This is a genomic window from Mesorhizobium sp. M2C.T.Ca.TU.002.02.1.1, from assembly GCF_003997225.1.
Genome location: NZ_RZTO01000230.1, coordinates 1 through 7,950, shown reverse-complemented (window position 1 = coordinate 7,950; position 7,950 = coordinate 1). Strand labels below are relative to the sequence as shown.

12 protein-coding genes are annotated in these 7,950 nt (G+C 64.3%); 9 read left to right on the top strand and 3 right to left on the bottom strand.

Features of this window, described 5'->3' with window-relative positions; all coding sequences use genetic code 11:
* Positions 1 to 45 precede the first annotated feature (45 nt).
* Positions 46 to 366 (top strand): hypothetical protein, encoded by a 321-nt coding sequence (locus tag EOD07_RS14510; RefSeq protein WP_041011338.1) that lies wholly within the window; start codon positions 46 to 48, stop codon positions 364 to 366.
* 104 nt (positions 367 to 470) lie between these two features.
* Positions 471 to 656, top strand: a complete 186-nt coding sequence (locus EOD07_RS14505) for a Flp family type IVb pilin (protein WP_127235963.1) — start codon at positions 471 to 473, stop codon at positions 654 to 656.
* A gap of 32 nt (positions 657 to 688) precedes the next feature.
* Here EOD07_RS14505 and EOD07_RS14500 read toward each other — a convergent pair whose 3' ends face one another.
* A complete protein-coding gene (locus tag EOD07_RS14500; RefSeq protein WP_127235962.1) occupies positions 689 to 1,561 on the bottom strand; it encodes a methyltransferase domain-containing protein in 873 nt (290 codons plus the stop codon).
* A gap of 65 nt (positions 1,562 to 1,626) precedes the next feature.
* Between EOD07_RS14500 and EOD07_RS14495 the strand changes: the two genes are divergently transcribed.
* The 4 genes from EOD07_RS14495 to EOD07_RS14480 all read left to right on the top strand — a co-directional run bounded on the left by EOD07_RS14495 (position 1,627) and on the right by EOD07_RS14480 (position 4,055).
* Positions 1,627 to 2,427: a ComF family protein gene (locus EOD07_RS14495; RefSeq protein WP_127235961.1), complete on the top strand. Its 801-nt coding sequence runs from the start codon at positions 1,627 to 1,629 to the stop codon at positions 2,425 to 2,427.
* 73 nt (positions 2,428 to 2,500) lie between these two features.
* Positions 2,501 to 2,764, top strand: a complete 264-nt coding sequence (gene grxC / locus EOD07_RS14490; protein ID WP_127235960.1) for a glutaredoxin 3 — start codon at positions 2,501 to 2,503, stop codon at positions 2,762 to 2,764.
* Between the two features lie 2 nt (positions 2,765 to 2,766).
* Complete coding sequence (locus tag EOD07_RS14485; protein ID WP_127235959.1) at positions 2,767 to 3,633, top strand: carbon-nitrogen hydrolase family protein; 867 nt, start codon at positions 2,767 to 2,769, stop codon at positions 3,631 to 3,633.
* Positions 3,630 to 4,055 carry a DUF1178 family protein gene (locus EOD07_RS14480; protein WP_127235958.1) on the top strand — a complete coding sequence of 142 codons (426 nt, stop codon included), beginning with the start codon at positions 3,630 to 3,632 and terminating at the stop codon, positions 4,053 to 4,055. The genes EOD07_RS14485 and EOD07_RS14480 overlap by 4 nt, the downstream gene beginning before the upstream one ends.
* A gap of 178 nt (positions 4,056 to 4,233) precedes the next feature.
* Here EOD07_RS14480 and EOD07_RS14475 read toward each other — a convergent pair whose 3' ends face one another.
* Positions 4,234 to 4,731 (bottom strand): MarR family transcriptional regulator, encoded by a 498-nt coding sequence (locus tag EOD07_RS14475; RefSeq protein WP_127235957.1) that lies wholly within the window; start codon positions 4,729 to 4,731, stop codon positions 4,234 to 4,236.
* Positions 4,732 to 4,830: 99 nt separating this feature from the next.
* On the opposite strand from EOD07_RS14475, the gene EOD07_RS14470 reads away from it, so the two are divergent.
* Positions 4,831 to 5,763, top strand: a complete 933-nt coding sequence (locus EOD07_RS14470; protein WP_127235956.1) for a DMT family transporter — start codon at positions 4,831 to 4,833, stop codon at positions 5,761 to 5,763.
* Here the strand turns inward: EOD07_RS14470 and EOD07_RS14465 are convergent.
* Positions 5,760 to 6,344 (bottom strand): winged helix DNA-binding protein, encoded by a 585-nt coding sequence (locus EOD07_RS14465; RefSeq protein ID WP_164772251.1) that lies wholly within the window; start codon positions 6,342 to 6,344, stop codon positions 5,760 to 5,762. The genes EOD07_RS14470 and EOD07_RS14465 overlap by 4 nt on opposite strands.
* Before the next feature lie 110 nt (positions 6,345 to 6,454).
* Between EOD07_RS14465 and EOD07_RS14460 the strand changes: the two genes are divergently transcribed.
* Positions 6,455 to 7,579 carry an LLM class flavin-dependent oxidoreductase gene (locus tag EOD07_RS14460; protein WP_127235954.1) on the top strand — a complete coding sequence of 375 codons (1,125 nt, stop codon included), beginning with the start codon at positions 6,455 to 6,457 and terminating at the stop codon, positions 7,577 to 7,579.
* A gap of 67 nt (positions 7,580 to 7,646) precedes the next feature.
* Positions 7,647 to 7,950, top strand: a 304-nt coding sequence (locus EOD07_RS14455; RefSeq protein WP_164772250.1) for a flavin reductase family protein, incomplete at its 3' end; no start/stop codon positions are given.

Here is a 7,950-nt window from a genome sequence, read left to right as displayed (position 1 = left end):
AGGCCGTTTCGCGCGGCGGGATCGTCGATGATTGGGAAACGCGGCATGAGCCTTGAAAGAGACTGGGACTCGATCCGGCCCGACCGAGGCTTCCGCGTGGCGGACGCCGGCATGGGCATCCTGCGGATCACGCTTCTCTTCGGTTCGGCCGCCGTGGCGCTGGCGCTGATCGCGACGCCTTTCCTGGACAACCAGACCCGGCCGCAAAGCGCCCGCGACGGCTTCTCCGGCGGGCTCGACATGACAGCGACCGGATCGATCGGCCATCGCCTCAATACATATACCGTGCGCCGCAGCGTGCTGCAGCCCCTGCCCAGTTCAATCTGCGTCATCCGCAACGACGGCAGCCGCAGCGGCGAGTGCTGACGTGGTTAACGATTTTCCGGCACAGCGATGTTTCACTTGCTGTTAAGCTTTTACCGTTAACCTTTCTTAACAGGTAGGACATTAGAATTTCTGCATAGGGATGGATGACCATGAAAAACCTGCTGCAGCAATTCATTGAAGACGAAACGGGCGCCACAGCCATCGAATATGGCCTGATCGTTACCGTGCTGTCGCTCGTAATCATCGGTGGCGTCGGCAGGGCCATGGATGCGCTCCAGTGGTTGTTCAGCGATAATAACAGCAGGCTGGTTCAGGCCTTCTCCCGCTGATGAAGCCGATCAGGCCTTCGCAGGCGCAGCGGTCAACCTTTCGGCGGGTTCTCCAGGATTGTCTTCAGCGAGACCCTGGCCGATCCGGGCTTGAGCGGCTTCTGCTGCGAGGCGTCGGGCGCCCAGCCCGACATCCAGACGATCGAAAAGCTTGCTCGGATACGGCCGTCCGGATCCGAGAACCGCTCGGCATAGATTTCGGCGGCGCGGGCAAACAGGCGTCTGCCGGCCGGCCGGCGGCTGCGATCGAGAAGAGGGCTGGTTTCGCCCATGGCGCGCAGATCGCCGGCCAGATCGAACAGCGTATCGTAGCGCACCGCGACCGTTTCGACATCGGCGACCGGCAATGCCAGGCCGGCGCGCTGCAACAGCGCGCCCGCGTCGCGCACGTCGGTGAAGGGAAGGATGCGCGGGCTCGCGCCGCCGTATAGCTCCGTTTCGGCCGCAAGCATGCTCTCGCGCAATTCCGCCAATGTGCCCGCGCCGGCGAGAGCGCCGAGGAACAGCCCGTCCGGTCGCAGCGCACGGCGGATTTGCGCGAGCACGCCGGGAATGTCGTTCATCGCATGCAACGAGAGCAGGGAGACGACGAGATCGAGGCTGCCCTCCTCGAACGGCACGGTCTCCGGCGGCGCTACCAGGCCGGGATTGCCGGCCAGAAACGCTTCGTCCATCTCGACGCGCAGGATTTCGCCGGCCTTGCCGCTGTCGGCAAGCACCTGTGCCGCCGCCGATGTCTGACAGAACATGGCCGCTGCCTTGCCGAAACGGCGTTCGACGGCACCCAGCCGATCGGCAAGGTCCTCCGCGGCGCGCCGCATCAGGAAATCAGCGCCTTCGACGGGGCGGGCAAGAGCCCTGCGCTTGCGCGCGAGCCAGAGCTCGGTGTCGATCAAGGGCTGCAATGAAAAGCTTCCTGTTGTCCGCGCATGCCGGAGTGGTGTTAAGGTGGCGCGAGGTTCCTTTTCACGTGGCCGATCCGGTGCACAAGATCAAGACCATAGCGGTCCAGGATATGACGCGGCAGGCACTTGCCTGGCCGGCGCGCCTGTTGTTCCCACCGGTCTGCGCAGGCTGCCGTCGCCATGTGTCGCAGCCTGGCGTCTTGTGCGGCGCCTGCTGGCCGAAGCTGAGACTGCTGGAAAAACCCTGGTGTCCGGTGATGGGAACGCCCTTCACCCACGACATGGGCGAGGGGTTTTTGTCCGCCGAGGCGATCGCCGATCCGCCGCCCTTCGAGCGGGCGCGGGCGGCCGTCGTCTATTCGGGCGTCGCGCGGCAGATGGTGCAGGGGCTGAAATATCAAGATCGAACCGACCTTGCGCCCTGGATGGCGAACTGGATGATGCGCGCCGGCGCGGAGCTGATCGCGGAGGCCGACCTGATCGTGCCGGTGCCGTTGCATTGGCGGCGCTTCTTCCGGCGCCAGTTCAACCAGTCGGCGGAGCTCGGACGGGCCGTTGCAAAGCTCGGCGGGCTGCCCTTCTCGCCGTCCGCGGTCAGGCGCGTGAAGCTGACGCGCCAGCAGGTCGGGCTCGAACGGCACGAGCGCGAGGAGAATGTGCGCGCCGCCTTCCGCGTGCCGCCGCACGCCGAAATCGAGATATCGGGGCGCCGGGTGCTGGTCGTCGACGATGTCTACACCACCGGCGCCACGGCGCGGGCGGTCGCCAAGGCGTTGAAGAGGGGTGGCGCCGGTGCGGTCGACGTCCTCACTTTCGCCCGTGTGCTGCCGGGGGACTTTCGGCCAGATGACTCCGCGACTATATAGGGTTCAGTTGTTTTGCAGCATGTCGCTTTCGTACGATCACTGGACGGCATGCCCGAGCAGGATTTGCCGGCCAATGGCGGATGTGACGATCTATACGCGAATGATGTGCGGCTACTGCAGCGCCGCCAAGCGGCTGCTCGACCGCAAGGGGATAGCCTATACCGAGCATGATGCCTCGTTCTCGCCGGAACTGCGCCAGGAAATGATTTCCAGGGCGCATGGGCGGGCCACCTTTCCGCAGATTTTCATCGGCGACACACATGTCGGCGGCTGCGACGATCTCCATGAGCTGGAGTCGCAGGGCCGGCTGGACGTGATGCTCGCCAACGGGAGATGACCATGGGTGTTTTCAAGGCCGCCGCTGTGCAGATGCGTTCGGGCACCAGCCCGGAACGCAACGCCGCCGACATGGAGATCCTGGTCCGGCAGGCCGCCGGCCAGGGCGCCACCTACGTCCAGACGCCGGAAATGACCGGCGCGCTGGTGCGCGACAAGGAAGCCGGTGCGGCCGCTTTTGCCACCGAGGACAAGGACGTGGTCGTCGCCACGGCACGCAGGCTGGCGAAGGAACTCGGCATCTACCTGCATGTCGGCTCGACGGCGATCCGTCGCGCCGACGGCAAGCTTGCCAATCGCGCGTTCCTGTTTTCGCCTGACGGCAGCCTGATCGCCGGCTATGACAAGATCCATATGTTCGATGTCGATCTCGACAATGGCGAGAGCTGGCGCGAATCCGCGTCCTACGAGCCGGGAACGGAAGCGGCCGTGACCGACATCAACGGAACGAGGCTGGGCTTTGCCGTCTGCTACGACCTGCGCTTCCCGCAGCTGTTCCGCGCCGAGGCGATGGCCGGAGCCGAGGTGCTGACGGTGCCCGCCGCCTTCACGCGCCAGACCGGCGAGGCGCATTGGCATGTGCTGCTGCGCGCCCGCGCCATCGAGAACGGCGCCTATGTCATCGCCGCCGCGCAGGGCGGCCTGCATGAGGATGGGCGCGAAACCTATGGCCATTCGCTGATTGTCGATCCATGGGGGCGCGTCATCGCCGAGGCCGCGCATAACGAGCCAGGCGTGATCGTCGCCGAGATCGATCCTGCCCAGTCGCTTGCCGCGCGCCGCAAGATCCCCAATCTGAAGAATGCGCGGGACTTCACCGTCAATGCCGGGGCAAGCGAAGCGCCGCGTCTCAGGGGTGCTGCCTCTTGATCCGTTTTTCCCTGATCTGCGAACACGAGCACGAATTCGAGGCGTGGTTCCGCAGCAATGACGATTTCGACAGCCAGAAGAAGCGCGGCTTCGTCGATTGCCCGACCTGCGGCTCGCACAAGGTCGAGAAGGCGCTGATGGCGCCGGCCGTCTCGACCTCGCGCAAGCAGGAGAAGGTGGCGTTGGCCATGGGCGAGGCGCAGAAGCAGGCGCTGGCGCAGCTGAAGGCGCTGGCCGAGAAGGTGCGCGAGAATGCCGATTATGTCGGCGACAAGTTCGCCGAGGAGGCGCGCAAGATCCATTTCGGCGAGACCGACCCGCGCGGCATCTATGGCGAAGCGACACCGGAAGAGGCGCAGAGCCTTATAGAGGACGGCGTCGAGTTCATGCCGATCCCGAGTTTTCCAGATGACCGGAACTAAGGTCTGTCGATATTCAGGTGAGGCCGGCCTGCGAATGGCAGCTCCCTGCGCTTCCGGTGCTCACGTACGAAAAGTACGCTCCGCTCCGGTTCTCGGAAGCCACCATTCTCGACTCGGCCTGACCTGAATCTCAACACACCTTGGTGGAAGTTCACGAAGGTGGAAATCAAGGCACGCTCTAAGCAGTGGTCTGGCCTAAGCTTCCGATCAGTTTTTCCAGCAGTTTCGCCAGCATTTCCCGGTCTTCGCTCGTCAGACCTGAAAGGATCTGGTGCTCGTTGGCGACGTGGGCGGTGAGCGCATCGTCGGTGAGCTCGCGGCCTTTTGCGGTGAGTTGCACAATCACGCCGCGCCGGTCGCTGGGGTGTGGCGCGCGCTGGATCAGTCCGGCCTTTTCCAGACGGTCGAGGCGGGCGGTCATGGCGCCCGACGTCACCATCGTCGCCTCATAGAGCTCGGTCGGCGTCAGCGCATAGGGCGTGCCCGACCGGCGTAGCGTCGCCAGAACGTCGAATTCGCCGGCCTGCAGCCCGAAGCGGGCGAAGACCGGCGCGAGCCGGTCGCGCGCGACCAGCGCCGAGACCTCGTTGAGGCGCCCGATGACGCCCATGGGAGACACATCGAGGTCCGGCCGCTCCCGTCGCCACTGCTCCATGGCCCTGCCCGCTCGATCCATATCTCTCACCGCAAAGTATCTTGACATAAAGAATCTTTACGCTATCTTATCGGAAGATGAACCGGCCGCCAAGCGGTCACGCAGCGACAGGACAGCCCGATGAAATTTCTCTGGGATTCGGCGATCGGTCTTTTGGTCGTGACGGGCGGCCTGCTCGGCATGACGCTGCCGTTCGGCAAGCTTGCGACCGCGGCCGGAGTGCCGGCGATGGTCTGGGCCTTCGTCATTTCGCTGGGCGCCGGCGGCGTGCTGCTCTTGGCGCTTCTCTTACGCGGCGAACGCATCCGGCTGACCCCGCACAAGCTGCGCTATTTCTTCGTCACCGCGGCGATTTCCTATGCCTTTCCCAATCTCTTGATGTTCTCGGCCATCCCGCATCTAGGCGCCGGCTACACCGGCATCATGTTCACGCTGTCGCCGGTCATCACGCTGGTGTTCTCGATCCTGCTCGGCGTCAGGCGTCCCAATCTGCTCGGTATCATCGGCATCGCCGTCGGCTTCATCGGCGCGGTGATGGTCGCGCTGACACGCGGCGAGGCCGGCCAGCCGGCCGATTATTTCTGGGTGGCGATCGGACTGCTCATCCCGGTCAGCCTTGCCGCCGGCAACATCTACCGCACCGTCGACTGGCCGGAGGGCACCGGTCCGATCGAGCTTGCCGTCGGCAGCCATCTGGCCTCGGCCACGCTCCTGGTCGCCGGCATTCTGGCGCTTCTGGGCGGGCAGGCTTTCGTCCCGCTCGGCGGCGTGCCGCTGGTGGTGGTCGGCCAAGTGGCGTCGGCCTCGGCGATGTTCGCCTTCTTCTTCCGCCTGCAGGCCGTCGGCGGCCCGGTCTATCTCAGCCAGATCGGCTACGTGGCGGCGGCGGTCGGCCTGTTCGCCGGCACGCTGTTCCTGGGCGAGCATTACCAGCTTCTGACCTGGCTCGGCGCCGCCATCATCACCGCCGGCGTCTTCATCACGACCAAGGCGCAAAGCCAGACCGGCGCGCCGACGCCGGTCCGGATCGAGCCGGCATCGTCGCGCGGCTAATCCTTGTTGCTGCCGGCGGGCTCCGGCTGCGGATGTCGGCGGCGATGGGTGGCGGCGGCGCGCGCCGCCTGTTCGTAGATGCCCGTCATCAGCTCCAGCGTGCGCGCGACGTCCTCAAGCTTCTCGGCCATTTCGGGAATGCGCTTGACCGCTTCGATGAGCAGGACCGAACGGATATCGGCGTAGCGCTCCGTCACCCGGTAGCCCAGCGGCGTGACCTCATAGGTGACGCCGGCCCTGCCGCTGCCGGTGCGCGTGATCAAGCCGCCTTTCAACAGCTTGCGCAGGCTGTACTGGATGTTGGGAATGTCGTCCCGATTGGTCATCTGGGCTAGGTCGCGGACGCTTTTCGGCCGGTCGTTCATCCTGATGATGTGGAGCAGCGCGTTTTCCGGCCCGCTGGCCGAAAACTCGATCACCGTGGCGAGGCACTCAGCCTGCCAGTGGCCGAACGCCTCGTATGAGCGCATCAACGCGTACTCGACCTCCGTGACGTCGATTTCCAGCGGCGTGCGCGCCAGATGCCAGCCGCGGTCGAGCAGTTCTTCCTGTGTTTCCAAAGATTTGCGCCGGTCGTTCATTCGCCTGTCCCTCGCGCCAAGCATCGCCGACCGCGGCAATTGCGTCCACATGAATTTATGATAGACTTTCTATCATAAATTATAATCAAAAATATGAGGAGAACATCGTCATGAGCATGCTCGACAAGTCCACGCCCGGCACGCAGCCTTTCTTTCTCGGCACCTTCGCATCCAACTGTTCCGGCGGCATGACCGTCACCAAGGTCGCTGAGCGCTGGGACAATTCCTGGGACAACAATCTCAAGTTGGCCCGGCTGCTCGACGAAGCCGGCATCGACTTCATGCTGCCGATCGCCCGCTGGATCGGATACGGCGGCGAAACCAATTTTCACGGCAACGTGCTTGAGACGATCACCTGGGCGGCGGGCCTGTTGGCGCTCACCCGTAACCTCACAGTCTTTGCCACTACCCATACAGCGGCGAACCATCCGGTGGTCGTGGCCAAGCAACTGGCGACCATCGACCAGATCAGCCGCGGTCGCATCGGCCTCAACATCGTCGCCGGCTGGAACAAGCCGGAATACGAGGCGCTCGGGCTGACGCTTCCCGACGACCACACCACACGCTACGGCTACGCGCAGGAATGGTTCGACATCGTGCGCGCCCTGTGGAGCCGCACGGAAGCCTTCGACTGGGACGGTACCTGGTTCAAGCTGAAGAATGTGCTCGGCGACCCGCGTCCATCATCGCCGCTACCGATCCTCAACGCGGCCGGCTCCGAGGAAGGGCGCAAATTTGCCGTCCGCAACGCCGATTTCCTGTTCACGCCTGCGATCGATCTCTCGCGCTCGAAGGATGAGATCGCGGCGCTGACGGAACAGGGCAAAGCGGCGGGTCGGGACGTCGATGTGCTGACCTTCGCCCATGTCGTGTGCCGCCCCACGGAAAAGGAGGCAAAAGACTATCTCGAGCATTTCGGACGCGCCAACGCCGATTGGGCGGCCGTCGACAATCTCGTGCGGCTGCAGTTCGCCCATGCGCAATCCTTCCCGCACGATCTTCTGGCGCTTATCCGCGACCGCATGGCGGCGGGCCATGGCGGGTTTCCGCTGACCGGCACGCCCGAGCAGGTGGCCGACGGCATCATCGCCCTGCACCAAGCCGGCTTCCGCGGCTCGACCTTGTCCTTCGTCGATTATGTCGAGGAATTCCCTTATTTCCGCGACACGGTCCTGCCTATTCTTGAACAGAGGGGCATCCGCATCGCGCCGGCCGCGATGCAGTCGGCGGCTTAGAGCAATTCCAGGAAAAGTGTGATCGGTTTTCCGTCCGGAATTGCGTCAAAGAAAAGAGGAGGCGGCAATGCCTAACGCAGAAGGCCCGGTCAGCGTCGCGGATTTCCGCGCCGCCATGCGGCTCATCGTCGGCAATGTCAGTGTCATCACCGCCGGCGTCGGCGACGACCGCACCGGCCTCGTCGTGATTTCCGTGGTGTTGCTGTCAGGGGAGCCGCCGAAGGTGATCGCCTGTGTCAACCGCTCCTCGTCGACCTGGCCGATCATCGAGCGCTACCGGCATTTTTGCGTCAATTCGCTCGGGCCTCAGCATCAGCGGGTGGCCGAGCGGTTCTCCGGCTTCGGCGGCATCAAGGGCAAGGACCGCTACG

Bases quoted from the DNA above. Each gene is read 5' to 3' on its own strand.
- EOD07_RS14510 (WP_041011338.1), top strand. From the start codon at position 46: ATGAGCCTTGAAAGAGACTGGGACTCGATCCGGCCCGACCGAGGCTTC.
- EOD07_RS14505 (WP_127235963.1), top strand. From the start codon at position 471: ATGACCATGAAAAACCTGCTGCAGCAATTCATTGAAGACGAAACGGGC.
- grxC (WP_127235960.1), top strand. From the start codon at position 2,501: ATGGCGGATGTGACGATCTATACGCGAATGATGTGCGGCTACTGCAGC.
- EOD07_RS14485 (WP_127235959.1), top strand. From the start codon at position 2,767: ATGGGTGTTTTCAAGGCCGCCGCTGTGCAGATGCGTTCGGGCACCAGC.
- EOD07_RS14475 (WP_127235957.1), bottom strand. From the start codon at position 4,731: ATGGATCGAGCGGGCAGGGCCATGGAGCAGTGGCGACGGGAGCGGCCG.
- EOD07_RS14470 (WP_127235956.1), top strand. From the start codon at position 4,831: ATGAAATTTCTCTGGGATTCGGCGATCGGTCTTTTGGTCGTGACGGGC.
- EOD07_RS14465 (WP_164772251.1), bottom strand. From the start codon at position 6,344: ATGAACGACCGGCGCAAATCTTTGGAAACACAGGAAGAACTGCTCGAC.
- EOD07_RS14460 (WP_127235954.1), top strand. From the start codon at position 6,455: ATGAGCATGCTCGACAAGTCCACGCCCGGCACGCAGCCTTTCTTTCTC.